Origin of the sequence: Tahibacter soli, from assembly GCF_025717065.2 — a bacterium.
Classification (GTDB): Bacteria; Pseudomonadota; Gammaproteobacteria; order Xanthomonadales; family Rhodanobacteraceae; genus Tahibacter; species Tahibacter soli.
Map to the genome: position 1 here is coordinate 84,023 of NZ_JAOVZO020000023.1, position 15,443 is coordinate 99,465.

Sequence of the window (15,443 nt, forward strand, 5' to 3'; positions counted from 1 at the left end):
GCCCGACGGCACGGCTCGCAGGCCCTCTCCCGTTGCGGGAGAGGGCGTGGTGCAAAGTCAACGTTTAGTGAAGTATCAATCGCAGGGTTGCGACGCGGTCACAGCATCGTCTCACTCGAACCCGTCGCGGAAGATCGCGTCGGCCGCGCCGTCGTTGACTGAGACGGGCACGACGGTCGGCTTGCCGCCGTCGGCCGCGACGCACAGCGAGCCGCGCTGCGCAGTGCCGCCCGATGCCGTGAGCGACGCCGCGACCGGCGCCGCCGCGTCGCCCGCGAGCGACCCGGATGCCGGCGACATCGACAGCCACGACGCCGCCGTCGCGCGCGGATGGCACGGGTCGCTGCCGACGACGTCGAGTTCGAGCAGCAGGGCGAACCCGCGCAAGCCCGGGAAGATCGCGCTGAACGGCGTCGGTTCGTCGCTGCCGCAGGTCGCCGCCATGAGATAGCCGTCGGCCGACTGTCCGAGCGTGTTGAAGCCCGGGAAGAAGCTGTTGCCGTCGCGGATGCCGTCGGGGGAATAGACGGCCGCGACGAGCGTCGTCTCGCGCGCGACGATCAGCGGCTCGTCGAACGTCGCCTGCACGCGCGCGAGTTGACCGTCGGCGACCGTCACCGCCTTCTCGCGCAACAGCTCGAGGTTCGCCGCGACGAAATCGTTGCCGCGCAACTTGTACACACGGGCGTAGACCGTCTGCGTTCCCGATCCGGACGTGGCGCTGCCGATCGCGAACTCGAGGCCGGTGATCGTCGCGATCTGCGCCGGGTCGTCGCGTTCGGCGAGGTCGAACACGCGCAGGAACGTGTTGTCGGTCGTGATGCCGTCGTTGTAGACGCACGCGGTGTACATGTCCTGCTCGGGGTCCGGCGCGTTCGACTGCGACAGCGGCATCGGGAATTGCGCCGCGGGATCGCCGCCGGCGCGCGCGCTCCACAGCGTCGCGGCGGCGCCGCCGTTCATCAGCGAGAACGGCAGGTTCAGCGTCTGGCCCGGCGCGACGGTCGCCGCGAGCGTCGCGGGGTCGGCGAGGAGGCACGGCAGCTGCGCGCGCAGGTCGACGTCGGCGCGTGTCTCCACGCCGGCGGCGAGGTTCGCCGCGGCCGGCGTCGACGCGACGTGATCCGGCGCGCTCGCCTCGACGGTGAACGGCCCGCTCGCGGCCGGCAGCCAGTAGCGGTACGCGCCGTCGGCGTCGGTCGTCGTCTCGAACGCGGCGCCGCTGCCGTCGCGGATGCGCACGATCGCGCCCGGCAGCGCCGTCGGGTCGGCGTCGCAGGCGCCGAGGCCGCGCACCGTGCCCGCGAACCAGCCGTAGTTCGCCGGCGCGGTCACGTGCACGGTCGCGTTGACCGTGCCGTCGAACGGCCATTCGTACGGTGTGTTCTCGGCCACGCGGATCGATTCGACGTAGGTGCCGGGCTGCGCGTAGCGCGTGCCGTCGAACGTGGCGGAAAGTTCCGTCGACGCGCCGGCCGCGAGCGTGCCGTGCTCGGGCGCGAGGTCGACGACGGGCGACATCGAGAGGCCGTTGAACACGTGGATCTGGTCGACGACGATCCAGCCCCACGGCGGCGTCTGACGGTAGCGCAGCCGCACGCGCGTGTTCGCCGAGCCCACGTAGGGCGACAGGTCGATCTCGACGAGCGTGCCGGGACCGACGCCGCTCTCGTCGTGCGTGAGCGACCACGCGGTCGTCCACGTCGCGCCGCCGTCGGTCGAGACGTCGGCGTCCAGACGCGGAAACGCGCCGGCGCCGTCGAGCAGCGAAACGAAGAAGCCCATCGAGGCGCTGTGGCTCGTCGACAGGTCGATCGCGGGCGACACGATGCTCGAATCGATCGGCAGGTCGGATTCGAAGCACTGGAACGGATAGATCGCCGCGGCGTCGCCGTCGCCGCCGGCGTAGTTGCCGATCTGCGGCGGCAGCGCGCCCCATTCGCACGGGCTGCCGCTCGCGTTGACCTGCGTCCAGCCGTCGGGCGGGAACGCGCTTTCGAAATGTTCTTCGAGCGTCGTGCCTTCGAACGCGAACGTCAGCGGCGCGGTGCCGCTGTTGCTGACGACGAATGGCACCGTCGCGTTCTGGCCCATGACGAGATTCGCGGTCGGCCCGCCCGACGGATACAGCCGCAGGCGGCCGGCCGGCAGCGCGACGTCGGTCACGGTGACTTCGGCGTTCGCGACCGAGGCGGTCGCCGTGCCGTCGGCATAGCCGGCCGGCTGCGTGCCGCGCGTGGCGGCGATCGTCGCGGCGCCCGGCGCCGCGTAGGCGACGTAGAACCCGGCGCCGACGTTCGCGTCGCGGCTCGTCGCGGTCGCGACCGCCGCGCCGCCGTTGACGCTGACCTGCGCGCCGTCGAGCGCGATGCCGCTGTTCGCGTCGCGCACGCGGCCGACGACGAGGCCGCCCTGCGTCGGCGCGACGCAGCCGGCGCGCACGGCGACGTTGTCGACGGCGAACGCGGGGCCGGTCGTCGGGAACAGCGCCGAGCCGTCGTCGATGTGGAAGCGCACGCGCGCGCCGTTCTGCGCGATCGGCGTCAGGTCGACGATCGCGGACGTCCAGACCACCGCGTAGTCGGTGCCGGCGACCGGCGCGAGCGGCGTCCAGGTCGCGCCGCCGTCGGTGCTGCCTTCGACGCGCGCGCCGCCCATGCCGCCGCCGGGATAGACGTAGTCGTAGCGCAGCACCGGTTGAACGAGGCCTGCGAGATTCAACGGCGGCAACGTGAGGTAGTCGCGGCTGCCGTCGTTCTCCTCGCCGCCGTTCGGCGCGCGTTCCTCGTTGCTCGCGGCGAAGCGGCCGTGTTCGGGGATCGCATAGTTCAGGCTGCTCGTGTCGGCGCTCGTGCCGAAGATCCAGCCGAAGCCGTTGCTCGTCGCGGTCCAGCCGGCCGGCGCCGCGCTGCCGTTGGTTTCGAACGCCTGCGACAGCGGCTGGTTCGCGTAGCGGTAGCCCGGCGCCGAGCAGGCGATCGGGTCGGCGGCGAGTGCGAAGTTCTGTTCGATCGCCGACGCGTCCGGCACGTCGCGCGAGAGCGCGCGATAGCCGGGAATGTCGGTCGTGAGGTCGAACCGGAACGCGGTGCCCTCGGGCAGGCGGATCGCGTAGAAGCCGTTCTGCGGATCGGTCCAGATCGCATCGCCCGGATAGCCCGCGATCGCGATGCGCGCGTGCAGCGGCCAGCCGGTCGCGGCATCGGTCACGCGGCCGTTGATCTTGTGCATCGCCGCGGCGGCGAGGGTCACGTCGTGGCGCGTGGTCTGATCGTCGACGACGAGCAGGCCGCTCTCGGACGACGGCAGGTAGCCGTACGCCGACACGCGCACGGTGTAGCCGCCGCTGGTGAGCTGCGGCAGGCGGCGCACGTAGCTGCCGTCGACGTCGCTCGTCACCTGTGCGACTTCGCCCACCGACGTGGAAATGTCAACGATGGCGCCGGCGACCGGACGGCCGTCCTGCGCGAGCACGCGGCCGCGCACGAAGCCTTGCGGTCCGCACGCGTCGGCGGCGGCGTTCACCGCGGCGACGGTGTCGATCTCGCCCCAGCCGGTCGCGTAGTTCGGCACGTTGCCGGGACCGGGCGTGGGCGTGCCGCCGCTGTCGTACGGCACGCCGCGCGCGGTCTGCATGAGGAGGGTGCCGAGCCGCGCGTAGTCGCCGCGCAGGCATTGTCCGGCTTCGATCATCAGCGCGAACGCGCCGGCGACGTGCGGCGCCGACATCGACGTGCCGGTCATCGTGATGTACGGATCGATGCCGACACCGACGGAGCGGATCGCGACGCCCGGCGCGACGACCTGCGGCTTCAACTGCGGCCAGCCGCGCGGATCGGGCAGGGCCGGCAGGCCCGCGCTGATGGCGCTCGTCGGGCCCCACAGCGAATGCGGCGCGTACCGGCCGTCGTGGTTGCCGGTCGAGCCGACCGTGAACGACGCGGCGAGCGAGCCGGGCGCGGCGACGGTTGAAAGGCCCGGCGTCGGCGGCAGTCCGCAGTTCGACGTGTTGCCGGTCGCGAACACCGGCACGACGCCGGCCGCGGCCCAGGCTTCGACCGCGCCCTGGTGCGTCGGATCGGCCTCGCCGTTGCAGGTGTCGCCGGTCATCCACGAGTTGTTGACGATTTCGGGGCGGCGGTCGGGATCGGGCTCGCTGCCGTCGGTGCGCGTCGGCGCGAGCATGAACTGCATGCACTCGATCATGTACTCGGGGGCGCCGAGTTCGGTGCCGAGCGCGGCGCAGGCGATCCACTTCGCGCCGGGCGCGACGCCGACGCGTTCGCGCTTCGCCGGATCGGCGTTGCGGTTGTCGCCGAGCACGATGCCCGCGACGTGGCTGCCGTGTTCGCCGGTGATGTACGGGTCGGGCGCGTGGCCTTCCGGCGCGAGCCAGTTGTAGTCGTTGTCGCGCGCGCCGCCGCGCCAGCCGCGGTACTGCTGGCGCAGCGCCTCGTGATCGGGCAGCACGCCGGTGTCGATGATGCCGACCGTCACGCCGCTGCCGGTCGTGCCCTGCGCCCACACCTGGTCGACGCCGATCTGGCGCAGATTGTCCGTGACGCCGGCAGCCGGCGTCGGACCCGCGGGCGCGCGCTGCGCGGGTTCCACGGGCAGCGCGCGCGGCAGCACGCCGATGTGCCGCACTTCGCCGAAGCCGGCGGCGCGCATGAGGCTCGCAAGATCGCCGTTCTTCACGACGATGCCGTTGGCGATCCAGTACGGCTTGAACGCGACGCCCTGCGCGGTCAGCGCGCGGCGCAGCGCGGCCTGCGTGCGGTCGGCGTGGTCGGTCAGCGCGCGGTGGACGTAGCGGCCGCGCTCGATCCAGTTCATCGCGTAGGCCGCCGACAGATCGGCCTGCGAGTCGAGCGCGATGTAGTAGTCGCGGCGTTCGCCGCGGCCGAGCGTGGCGAGCAGCGACGCGTCGGTGATCGCCGCGGCGCGCGCGGCGTTCTGCGCCGGTACCGGGTGTGCGGACGACCCGGGCGCGAGCACCCGGGCCTGCGGCGCCGGCGCGGCGGAAGCGCCGGCGGCGAAGACCGCCGCCGCGACGAGCGCGGCGACGGTCGGAAAACGGCGGCTCGGCCGTGCGGCCGGCCGTTGGCGTGTGACACCCATGACGATTCCTCGCTTGCGATAGGGAAGCTGCCGGCCTCGTGATGCTTCCCTGCGAGTCGGCACGCCGAGGCTAGGTGCCGGGCAGGGCATCGCGCATTCGTAGCCGCTGACCGGCGCCTGTCATTGAACTGTCCCGGCGTTTTCGGCGGAACTACAGGCCGCGTTCAGCGCCGCGCCAGGAAAGAGGGCCCGCCGCCGGACGGCGGCGGGCTCCCGAGTTCACTCGAACCCGTTCCTGAAGATCGCGTCGTTGCCGACGTTCAGGCGCACCGGCACCGCGACCGGCGCCTCGCCGTTCGACGTCAGGCACAGCGTGCCGCCGTGCGCGCCGTTCGCGAGGCCCGCGCCCGACAACTGCGCGGTCGCTGGTGCCGAGGCGTCGGCGGCGAGCGTGCCGCCGGCCGGCGTGAACGCGGCCCACGGCACCGGCGTCGCGCGCGCGTGGCACGGCGCCGAATCGAGCATCGTCAGTTCGACGAGCATCGCGACGCCGCCGAGGCGCGGGTCGATCTCCGCGAGCGGCGTCGGCTCGTTCGTCTCGCACTGCGGCGACGCGAGATAGCCCGGCGCGGTTTCGCCGAACGTATTGAAGCCGAGCGCGAACAGATTGCCGTCGGCCGAGCCGTCCGGCGCGTGCACCGACACGACGACGGTTTCGTCGCGTGCGAGCGTCAGCGGCGCGTCGAACGTCGCACGCACGCGGCCGTTGGTCGTGTCGGCGATCGTCAGGGTCTTTTCGCGCAGCAGTTCGAGATTCGCGAAACGCATCGCGCCGTCGCCGCGCAGCGCGTACAGCCGCGCGTGCACCGTCTGCTGTCCCGCGGGCGCGAGCGCCGTGTCGATCGCGAACTCGATGCCGGTGACGTCGACGGTCAACGCGCCGGGCGCGATGTCGCGCAGCACGTAGCGGCGCATGTAGTGGTTCTCGAGCGTCACGTCGGGGCCGGCCGAGCAGCCGGTCCACATGTTCGGCGATACGTCGAGCCGCGTCGTCTGCGCGACGGGCACCGGCACGCGTTCGGCCGGATCGCCGCCGGTGCGCGCGCTCCACAGCGTCGTGGCGGCGCCGCGATTGACCAGCGAGAACGGCACCGCCGCCGAACCGCCGGGCGCGACGTTCGCCGCGAGCGTGCCCGGATCGGCCGCGAGGCACGCGAGCCGCGCGCGCAGATCGAAATCGGCGGCGGTCGCGGTGCCGGCGGTCAGCGTCACCGTGCGCGCGCCAGCGTCGGCGTGGTCGGCCGCGCTCGCGGTCACCGTGAACGGGCCGTCGGCCGGCGACGCCCAGTACTGCCAGCGGCCGTCGGCGTCGCTCGTCGTTTCGAACGTGTCGCCGCGCGCGTTGCGCACGCGCACCGTCGCGCCGGGCAGGGTCGCGGGCGAGGCGTCGCACGCGCCCAGGCCGCGCACGACGCCGCCGACCGAGCCGTAGCTCGCCGGCGCGGTGACGACGAGCGTCGCGTTGAGCGTGCCGTCGAACGGCCATTCGTACGGCGTGTTTTCGGCGACGCGGATCGGCACCTGGTAGGTGCCGGGCTGACCGATGCGCGTCGCGTCGAGCGTCGCGGTCAGCGTCTGCGTCGCGCCCGGCGCGAGCGTGCCGCGCGCGGGCGCAAGGTCGATCCACTCGTGCATCGACACGCCGTCGAACAGGTGCAGCTGGTCGACGATGACCCAGCTGTTCGGCGGAATCGACCGGTAGCGCAGGCGCATGCGCGTGTTCGCCGAACCGACGTGCGGCGTGAGGTCGATTTCGATCAGCGTGCCGGGACCCTGCGCGCTCGCGTTGCTCGTCTGCGACCAGACGGTCGTCCACGTCGCGCCGCCGTCGCGCGACACGTCGGCGTCGAGCTGCGGCGTGTCTTCGCCGCCGATCGCGAACGACAGGAAGAAGCCGATCGACGCGCTCTGGCTCGCCGACAGGTCGAACGCCGGCGAGACGAGGCTCGTGTCGGTCGGGTCGGGCGTGCCGGGACAGTCGTAGCCGTAGACGATCGCGGCCTTGCCGTCGCCGCCCGCGTAGTTCGAGAAGCGGTTCGTGTCGAGCGCGCGCCACGTGCACGACGAGGCGCCGTCGTGCGTGACGTTCCAGCCGGCCGGCGGAAACGCGCCTTCGAAATGCTGTTCGGTCGCGACGCGTTCGAACGCGTAGGCGAGCGGCAGCGTACCGCTGTTGCTCGCCGTGAACGCGACGTTCGCGGTCGTGCCGAGCGTGAGGTTCGCCGACGGACCGCCGCCGGGGTACAGCCGCAGGCGGCCGGCCGGCAGCGTGACGTCGGCGGCCACGACCTCGTGGGCGACGACGCTCGCGCTCGCCGTGCCGTCGCCGTAGCCGGCGGGCAGGCTGCCGCGCGTCGCGGTCACGGTCGTCGCGCCCGACGCGGCATACAGCACGTAATGGCCGGCGCCGACCGCCGGGTCGGGATTCGTCGCGCTCGTCGTCGTCGCACCGCCGATCGATACGACGGCGCCGTCGAGCGCCGCGCCGGTGTTCGCATCGCGCACGCGGCCGTAGACGAGGCCGCCCTGCGTCGGGGCGACGCAGTTGCCGTTCACCGCGACGTCGTCGAGCGCGAACGCGGCGCCGAGGATTTCGGGATTTTCCGCGTCGGTGCCGTCGTCGACGTGAAATCGCACGCGCGCGTTCGCGGCGCCGGCGAGCGGCGCGAGGCTGATCGTCGCGTCGGTCCACGCCGGCCAGAATTCGTGCGTCGCGAGCGCGCCGAGCGGCTGCCACGTCGCGCCGCCGTCGGTGCTGCCCTGCACCGACGCCGTCGACAGAAATCCCGCCGGAAACGCATACGCGAAACGCAGCGTCGGTTCGATCGCGCCGGCGAGCGGCAGCGGCGGCAGCGTCAGGTACTCGGCGCTGCCGTCGTTCGTCCAGCCCATGTTGTCGCCGTGTTCCTCGTTCGTCGCGGCGAAGCGCCCGTGCGCGGGAATGCGGAAGATCGAGCCGCTGATGTCCTGCGTCGTGCCGAAGCGCCAGCCGATGCCGTTGCTCGCCGCGGTCCAGCCTTGCGGCGGCTGGCCGTTCGACGTTTCGAAGCCTTCGTCGACGAAGTGCTGCAGGTAGCGATAGCCCGGCGCCGTGCACGTCGTGCGGTCGGCGTCGAGCGTGAAGTCCTGCGTCGCGACCGCGGCGTCGGGCACCTCGCGCGACGCGGGGCCGTAGCCGCCGATCGCGCTCGTCAGATCGAAGCGGTACGCCGTGCCTTCGGGCAGGCGCACGGCGTACATGCCGGTCGCGGGATCGGTCCACACCGCGTCGCCGGGGTAGCCCGCGATCGTCACGCGCACGTGCAGCGGCCAGCCGGTCGCGCCGTCGGTCACGCGGCCGGTGATCTTGTGCAGCGGCGCCACGGCGAGCGTCACGTCGTGCCGCGTCGTGCCGCCGTCCTTGACCATCAGGCCGCTTTCCGAATCGCCGAGAAAGCCGTAGGCCGACACGCGCACGGTATAGCCGCCCGAGAGCGCTTCGGGCACGCGGCGCACGTACGTGCCGTCGACGTCGGTCGTCACCGTGTGCACCGGCGTTCCGTCATTTTTCAATATTTCAACTTTTGCATTCGCGACGGCCTGGCCGTTCGCGCCCGCGACCTTGCCGCGCAGAAAACCCTGCGGGCCGCACGCGTCGGCCGCGGCCTGCACCGCGGCGAACGCGTCGATCTCGCCCCAGCCGGTGGCGTAGTTCGGCACGTTGCCGGGACCGGGCGGGGGCGTGCCGCCGCTGTCGTACGGCACCGGTTTTGCGGTCTGCATGAGGATCGTGCCGAGTCGCGCGTAGTCGCCGCGCAGGCATTCGCCGGCCTCGATCATCAGCGCGAACGCGCCGGCGACGTGCGGCGCGGACATTGAAGTACCGGTCATCGTCGCGTAGCCGCCGCTCGCCATCGACGAGCGGATCGACACGCCCGGCGCGACCACCTGGGGCTTCAGCTGCGGATAGCCGCGCGGATCGGGCAGCGCCGGGCCGCCCGGGCTGACCGCGACGGTCGGACCCCACAGCGAATGCGACGCGTACAGGCCGTCGTGGTTGCCGGTCGAGCCGACCGCGAAGGACGCGGCGAGCGACGCGGGCGCCGCGACGGTCGAGAGGCCCGGCGGCGAGGGCAGTTCGCAGTTCGACGTGTTGCCGGCCGCGAACACCGGCAGCACGCCGGCGGCGACCCAGGCGTCGACGGCGTCGGCATAGGCCGACTCGGCCTGGCCGTTGCAGCTGCCGAACGACATCCACGAGTTGTTGACGATGTCGGGACGCTTGTCCGGATCGGGCAGCGTGCCGTCGGTGCGCGTCGGCGCGAGCATGAATTCGAGGCAGTCGAGCATGATGTGCGGCGCGCCGCTCTCGGTACCGAGCGCGAGGCAGCCGACCCATTGCGCGCCGGGCGCGACGCCGATGCGTTCGCGCAGCGCGGGATCGGCGTTCGCGTCGTCGCCGAGCACGGTACCGGCGACGTGGCTGCCGTGTTCGTCGGTCGCGCGCGGATTGCTCGAATGCACTTCGGGGTCGAGCCAGTTGTAGTCGTTGTCGAGCGCGCCGGCGCGGGCGCCGCGGTACTGGCGGCGCAGCGCCGGATGATCGGCGGCGACGCCGGTGTCGACGATGCCGACCGTCACGCCGCTGCCCGACGTGCCCTGCGCCCAGACGCGGTCGGCGCCGATGCGCGCGATGTTCTCGGCGATGCCGCCGGCGCGCTTGTTCGCCGCGGCGTCGCGGCGCACGGGTTCGATCGGGCGGATGCCCGGCAGCGTCGCGATGCGCTTGACGCCGGCCGTCGCCGCGGCGCGTTCGAGCGTCGCCAGATCGCCGTCGCGCACGACGATGCCGTTGACGATCCAGTGCGGCTTGAAACTCGCGCCGCGCGCGGCGAGATCGGCGCGCAGTTTTTGCTGGCTGCGCTCGGCCGTGTCGCGCAGCGTTCTGAAGACGTAGCGGCCGCGGTCGCGCCAGTTCATCGCGTAGGCGGGCTTGAGGTCGGCGCGTTCGTCGAACTCGACGAAGAAATCGCGCCTGGCGCCGGTTTCCAGGCGCTGCAGCAGCGTCGATTCGGTGAGCGCCGCGGCGCGCGGCGATGCGGGCCGCGACGTGCCGGTGCCGACCGGCGCGCCGGGAATGCGCAGCGAGTCGGGCGTCGGCGGCGCGGCGCCGGCGATGCCGGCGCTCGCGACGACGGCGGCCGTCAGCAGCAACAGGGTGGGAAACCGGGCGTGCCGCCGAGGCGGCGGTGGAGTTGCGACAACCATGATCGTTTCCTTTGCGGTGCGTGGTGGCCGCCCGCACGCGGCGACGGCGCCGCGGGAGGACTGGCGATCCGATGCTGGAAGCGGAATGCGAGCGGTGCATTCGATGGGGCTGATCGCGTGCTGTGCGTCGCCTGATGCGGTGGTGAAAGACTTGCGAGGGCGCCCCGGGCGTTGCCGTTGTTGCTGTCGCGGCAACGAGGATTTCGGCGTCGCCCCCTCGCCCGACCCTCTCCCCCAAGCGAGCTTGAGGGAGAGGGCTCAGGCGGCGCGGCGTTTGAATCCTCTGCTCCTTCTCCTCCAACCGTGTTGGGGGAGAAGGATGGGAAGAGGGGGCTGCGCGAACGATCGCCTCGTGCTTACGGTCGTTGCCCGACCGGCAGGTTCACGGCCTCGCGGCCGTCGCCTCCGGCGCCGCGTCGGTCGGCACGAGCGCCGGCGGCAGTTCGCGTTCGCCGGCGAGGCGGCCGGCGCGTGCGAGCGCGTTCTGCCACGGCGTGCGCTGATCGAGCGCGGCGTACAGGCGTACCTGCAGCAGCGCCGCGTCGTAGCTCGTTTCGGCCCAGCCGGCCGTGCGCGCGGCGACCGTCGTCGCGCGCGCGAGATCGCCCTGCGCGATCAGCCAGTTCGTATACGCGACCGAGACGGTCAGCACGTCGTCGGGCACGCGCGCGGCCTCGGCCTGGGCCAGCGCATCTTCGAACGCTGCACGCGCGCTGTGGTTTTCCTGTGCGGCGGCTGAACTCTCGGCCGCGACGAGGCCCGCGTACAGGCGCGCCGCGGGCGAATCGTTGCCGCGCGCCCACGCGTCGGCCGCCTTCGCGGTGGCGGCGGCGGCCTTCGCGTCGCCCGTGCCGGCCTGCGCGCGTACGAGCGTCAGCCACAGGCTCGCGTACTCGCGCGGGCTTTCGGCGTTCCACGGCGAGGCGACCACCGCCGCCGCTTCGCGCGCCGCCTCGTCGTAGCGGCCGGCCGCGAGCGCGCGCCGCGCCGCGACGACGCGCATCGATGCGAGCAGCGATTCGTCCTTGCCCGCGCGCGCGTCGGCCACGGCCTCGTCGAGTACGCGCCGCGCGTCGGCGAGACGGCCGTTCGCCGCGAGCACTTCGCTGCGCGCGAGATTGGCGTAGCGCTTCCATTGCGGATTCGGTTCGCGCTCGACGAGTTCGGCGAGGCGCCGCTCGTCGGCGAGCGCGGCGGCCGGCTGCAGCAGCAGCAGGCGGCTGCCCGCCGCGGCGACGCGCACGAACACTTCGCTGGTCAGATCGTGGAAGCTCGCCAGACCCTCGGCGGCGCGGTCGAGCACCGGCAGCGCCTCGGCGTAGCGGTCGCGGCGCGCGTCGAGGATGCCGAGGTTCGCGTCGACGCGCGCGAGGCCCAGGCGGTCGCCGACGCTTTCGAGCACGGCGCGCGCACGGGCGAAGTCCGGCAGCGCCGCGTCGAACTGCGACGCCGCGCTGCGCGCGATCGCGCGGCCGGTGTACGCGCGGCCGAGTTCGAGGCTCGGCGCGCCGTCGCCGAGCGCGGCGATCGCGGCGTCCGAACGGCTGGCCGACAGCACGTAGTCGTCGCGTCGCAGCGCGATGTTGCCGAGCGCGTTGTAGAGGCGCGCGCGAAACTGCGGCTCTTCGGTGCTCGTCTCGGCGAGCAGCGCCTGATACGCCGTTTCGGACGCGTCGAGCTTGCCCGCGCGAAAGTCGAGCCGTGCGAGGCGATAGCGCACCTCGGGCAGCGCGCGCTGGTCGGGATCGAGGCTTTCGAGCAGCGCGCGCGAAGCCGCGAGCTGGTCGGCGAGCAACGCCGCCTCCGACTGCGCGAGCACGCCGGCGAGCGCGCGCTCGCGCGGCGCCAGCTGATCGTTGCGCGGCGGCGGCGTGCGGCCGAGCTGCACCGCGAACCGGTCGGCCGCGGCGCGCGCGGCGTCCATCAGGTCCTGCGATTCGGCTTCGGCGTGCGGCGCGGGATCGCGGCCGTGCACGCCGTGCAGCGACACGCGCCAGTAGCCGGCCGTCAGCTCGCCTTTGGCGGCGATCACGAGCCCCGCGCCGGCGGCGTCGGCGAGCGCGCGCAACTGCGCGGCGTCGGGCGCGCGGCCGTCGAGCTCGCGCGCGAGCGCCACGACGTTGTCGCTCGGCACGATCGCCTGGCCCGCGGCGCGCAGGCGTTCGGCGACGAGATCCATGACGCCCAGGCGCGCCCACGCGTAGCTTTCGTCGGCGGCGATCGACAGCGGCAGCACGAGGCCGATGCCGCTCGTCGCGGCGACGCCGGCCGCCGGTTTCGGCGCGGGCCAGAAGCGCCACGCGAGCGCGGCGAGCGCCGCTGCGGCGACGAGTACAGCGACGCGCCACGGCAGGCGCGCGGCACGGCGCGGCGGTGCGGCGGGCGATGCGGGTTCCGGATCGAGGGCAGCCGGCACCGGAGCGGTTGCCGGCGCGGCATCGTCGGGCGGTGCGTCGACCACCTGCGTCGGCGCCGCCCAGGCGTAGCCGAAGCGCGGCACGGTGCGCAGCATGCGCCGCGTTTCGTCGTTGTCGCCCAGCACGCGCCGCACGCGCGTGATCGCCTGGTCGAGCAGGTTGTCGTCGATCTCGGTGCGGCCCCACACCGCGGCGATCAGCTCGTCGCGGCCGACGGCGCGCGCGCGGTGCTCGACGAGATAGGCGAGGCAGTCGAACGCCTTCGGCGGCAGGCGCAGCGCCTCGCCGGCGCGCGAGATTTCGCGCCGCGCGGGGTCGAGCAGGAAGTCGCCGAAACGCAGTTTGTCTGGACTCATGCAAATAGGATGTCGGTCGCGCCGTGCGGACGATCGCCGACCATACGCGCGGGAAGGCGGCGTGACCAGGACTCCGCACGGGCGCGCATCGTCGCACCTGGAAATAAACCGGCGCGTTCAACCGGATCGTGCGGCTCGCGTACCGGTCGCGCAAAAAAAGCGGCGCACCCGAAGATGCGCCGCCTCTTACCCTGAACTGCCGAACGTCGTTACGGCACGCAGACCGGCACGTCGCCGAAACCGTCGCGGAAGATCGTCTCGATCGGATCGATATTGCGCAGGTTGAACGCGATCGGCGGATTGCCGCTGCCGACCATCGTCGCCGTCGCGGCGTAGTCGCCCGCGTTTTCGTTCGCCGTGGCGGCGACCTCGACATAGCCGTTCGCATCCGTGAACTCGATGAAGCTCGTCGGACCGCCGCTGCCCGTCGGACCGACCAGCACCGCGGAGGCACCGGTGGACGGCGAGGCGAACGAGATGGCGACGCCTTGCCTCGGCGCACCGCCGGCCTCGGTTGCCCGAACGCGCAGCACGCACAGGAACGGCTGGGTGAGATACGCGCTCTGGTTCGACGCGCCGCTCGCGCTGGCCGGGTTGAGCGACACCGTCGAATCGGCCGAGTTGGTCAGGGCGAAGCTCGTCGGCGTGCCGACGCCCGTTGCCGTCGCGGTGATCGCGTAGTTGCCCGGATAGCCGTTCGCCGTCGCGTTCGTCGTGGCCACGCCGTTCGCATCGGTCGTCACCGTCGTCGGCGAGATCGTCGCGCTCGGGCCCGAGCCCGGCGGCGGCGCGAACGTCACCGGCACGCCGGACACCGGATTGCCGTAGGCGTCGGCGACCGTCACCTGCAGCGGGCCGGAGAACGGCTGGTAGACGTTGGCCGTCTGACCCGAACCCGAGCTCGGCAGCACTTGCGCGGCGGGGCCCGCGGCGTTGGTCATGTTGTAGGTCGCCGTGTCGGCGGTGCCGTTGACGCTCGCGGTGATCGGATACGTGCCGGCGATCGTGTTCGCCGTCGCGTTCGTCGTGGCCACGCCGTTCGCGTCGGTCGTCACCGTGGTCGGCGACAGCGATGCGCTCGGGCCGCTCGACGGCGCGGTGAACGTGACCGTCACGCCCGGCACCGGATTGCCGCCGGCATCCCTGACGATGACCGACAGCGGCGACGAGAACGGCTGCGCCACCGTTGCGCTCTGCGGCGTGCCGCCGCCCGGATCGAGCGACGCCGGTACGCCGGCGATATTGCTGAGCGGGAAGCTCGCGACGCCGCCGACGCCGGAAACGGTCGCCTGCACGGTGTACGAGCCGACGGTGCTGTTCGATGTCGCGGTGACCTGCGCGATGCCGTTCGCATCGGTCGTCGCGGTGACGCTCGACAGCGTCGCGCCGGCGCCGGTGCCGCTGACGACGGTGAACGTCACGACGGCGCCGGGCACCGGGTCGCCGTCGGGATCGAGCACCTGCACCTGCAGCGGCGCCGGGAACTGCGTGTTGATCGGCACGCCCTGCGGCGAGCTGTTGAACGGCGTGATGCTCGCCGGCACCGGATTGAGCGCGGTCGCCGACAGCGCGACGTTGTCGAAGCGCACCGTATTGGCGAGATTGACGGTCAGGAGATTCGTCGGCTCGGCCAGGAGCTGCACCGTGATCGGACCGCTCGCGGTCGGGCCGGTCGTGTAGGTCAGCGTCACGCGGAACACGGTGCCGCTGACCGGCGAGATCGTGATGAGGCTCGCGGGCGCGGTAACGGTGGACGCCACGCGCGTCGCGCCGCTCGCCAGCGCGAGACCCGCGTTGCCGGTACCGAGCAGCGACAGGCCGATCGTGCCGCCGGTATCGACGTCGGCGCTGATCAGATAGCGTTTGTTCGGCAGGAAGTTCGTCGACAGCGTCTGGCTGTAGTACGCGCCGTTGTTGAGGAGGCCCAGCACGTTGACGCCGGCGAGACCGCTGACCGACCCGCTGCCCATGCCGATCGTCAGGGTCGGCGGCGCCAGCAGCGCCAGCACGCCCGTATACGAACCCTGCCACGGGCCGGACCCGACCGGGCCGGAACCCGAGCCGCCGATCAGCCCTCCGCCGATCGCGCCGTTGTTGGCCGCCGTCGCGAAATCGGCGTTCGGCACCGTGACGGGCGCGGCCGACGCCGCGCCGCAGAGCGCGAGCGCGCAGGCCATCGCAGAAGTTCGCAAAAGATATTCAAGATTCGTCCGTTTGACGGGACGTTGGTCGTGCAGGCGGTTCATGATGGCTCCCTAAAGGTGTCGATCGCGGGATGATCGGTGTGTTCCGTCCAAGGCCG

Annotated in this window: 4 protein-coding genes; all 4 read right to left on the reverse strand. The window is 72.5% G+C overall.

The features are described 5' to 3' along the window. Nucleotides 1-111: 111 nt before the first annotated feature. The 4 genes from OD750_RS25935 to OD750_RS25950 all read right to left on the reverse strand — a co-directional run bounded on the left by OD750_RS25935 (nt 112) and on the right by OD750_RS25950 (nt 15,318). Nucleotides 112-5,121 carry a S8 family serine peptidase gene (locus OD750_RS25935; RefSeq protein WP_263542996.1) on the reverse strand — a complete coding sequence of 1,670 codons (5,010 nt, stop codon included), beginning with the start codon at nt 5,119-5,121 and terminating at the stop codon, nt 112-114. Nucleotides 5,122-5,340: 219 nt separating this feature from the next. Continuing rightward, a complete protein-coding gene (locus OD750_RS25940; protein ID WP_263542997.1) occupies nt 5,341-10,368 on the reverse strand; it encodes a S8 family serine peptidase in 5,028 nt (1,675 codons plus the stop codon). 382 nt (nt 10,369-10,750) lie between these two features. Beyond that, a complete protein-coding gene (locus tag OD750_RS25945) occupies nt 10,751-13,141 on the reverse strand; it encodes a winged helix-turn-helix domain-containing protein (RefSeq protein ID WP_263542998.1) in 2,391 nt (796 codons plus the stop codon). Between the two features lie 209 nt (nt 13,142-13,350). Next, nucleotides 13,351-15,318, reverse strand: a complete 1,968-nt coding sequence (locus tag OD750_RS25950) for an Ig-like domain-containing protein (protein ID WP_263542999.1) — start codon at nt 15,316-15,318, stop codon at nt 13,351-13,353. Nucleotides 15,319-15,443: the final 125 nt, after the last annotated feature.

Bases quoted from the DNA above. Each gene is read 5' to 3' on its own strand.
- OD750_RS25935 (WP_263542996.1), bottom strand. From the start codon at position 5,121: ATGGGTGTCACACGCCAACGGCCGGCCGCACGGCCGAGCCGCCGTTTT.
- OD750_RS25940 (WP_263542997.1), bottom strand. From the start codon at position 10,368: ATGGTTGTCGCAACTCCACCGCCGCCTCGGCGGCACGCCCGGTTTCCC.
- OD750_RS25945 (WP_263542998.1), bottom strand. From the start codon at position 13,141: ATGAGTCCAGACAAACTGCGTTTCGGCGACTTCCTGCTCGACCCCGCG.
- OD750_RS25950 (WP_263542999.1), bottom strand. From the start codon at position 15,318: ATGGCCTGCGCGCTCGCGCTCTGCGGCGCGGCGTCGGCCGCGCCCGTC.